2 protein-coding genes are annotated in these 1,090 nt (G+C 55.6%); both read right to left on the minus strand.

Annotation, left to right across the window (positions count from 1 at the left end):
• Positions 1-362 (minus strand): phage portal protein (locus ACE4YL_RS08660; protein WP_461369529.1); only part of this gene is annotated, 362 nt, incomplete at its 3' end.
• A gap of 10 nt (positions 363-372) precedes the next feature.
• Positions 373-1,090: phage terminase large subunit (terL, locus tag ACE4YL_RS08665; RefSeq protein ID WP_461369530.1), on the minus strand; the 718-nt coding region annotated here is incomplete at its 5' end.

Genomic DNA, 1,090 nt, shown 5'->3' on the forward strand with positions numbered 1-1,090 from the left:
CCGTAGCGGCTTACGTCCAAGGCAACCTCATACGCTACGTTAAAAAGACCGTTATCTTCAATGATCCGCTCCACCGCTAGCTGTTCCGGACTGTCCTGGTCACCGGCTATAATCTTCGGCGGCTCGCCCAGCAGCAGGTCAGCAAAGAGCAGCGTCAGCCGCTTGTGCCAGTTGAGGATCATTTCAAGCGTTGCCTGCTGGTCCTCGCGCAACAACCGAATCCAGTCTTTATATACCTGATCATGCTTGCCCTCAAATAGGAGCCGGTTCTGCGCGTATCTCTCCAGGCGCTCCGCTTCTGTCGGCGGCGGCCAGGGTTTGCCGGGGCTGATGAAATCCAAATTTGTAAGCAAATATATCACCACCTTAAGCTTACCAGCCGGGGGGCTTGTCTACCGGGCCAATGTTTATTCTCCTAGCAATAACAATTCCGGCATATGAAGTCACATCTACCTGGTCGTCATGCTCCCCGTTCGGGAACACTAAAAGCTCGTTTTCGTATTCTTCAAGCCACGGGGCATTTCTTAGGAAATAGACTGTGCCGGCCTCCATCCGGGCCATAACCGGTAAGGCCCGCGTTTCTTTGTCCGTCTCTGCCTTTAAGTCTATAACCGGAAGACCTTTCCGACGCAGCGTCTGGAACAGGGTCAGCCCCATGCTCTTTGTCTCTACACCTTGCAGCTTCGGGCGCCAGCGCTGATAACCTTGCTCAAATAGCTTCGGCTGGTCCGGCCCCTCAAGCCGCATCCGGATAACGTCCCGCAGCAGCAGGTCCTTGTGCGGTGTAACCAGCCATGTCGCCAGCACAAAATAATCAGCGCTGGTCTTGGTTGACGCTGCTGGGTCGCAGGTCTGGAAACACCAGCATTGATTGAGCGGGAAGCGCTTTGTTTCTTCTTCCTCGCCCAGCGTATGCAGGACAGCAAAGTCATCCGCAATCTCAAAATATCGGAACCACGCCCGCTTGAACTTGTTGCCCGCCGCCGGCGCAGGCTTCTGCTGGTAAAGTGCTGACCACAGGTAGCTGCCCAGGGCGATTTGAGTAGCCCGCAGTTCCGTTAACGGATACCGCGCCGGCCAGAGCGGCTCA

The organism is Candidatus Darwinibacter acetoxidans (genome assembly GCF_041936445.1).
GTDB lineage: Bacteria > Bacillota > Limnochordia > Darwinibacteriales > Darwinibacteriaceae > DTU010.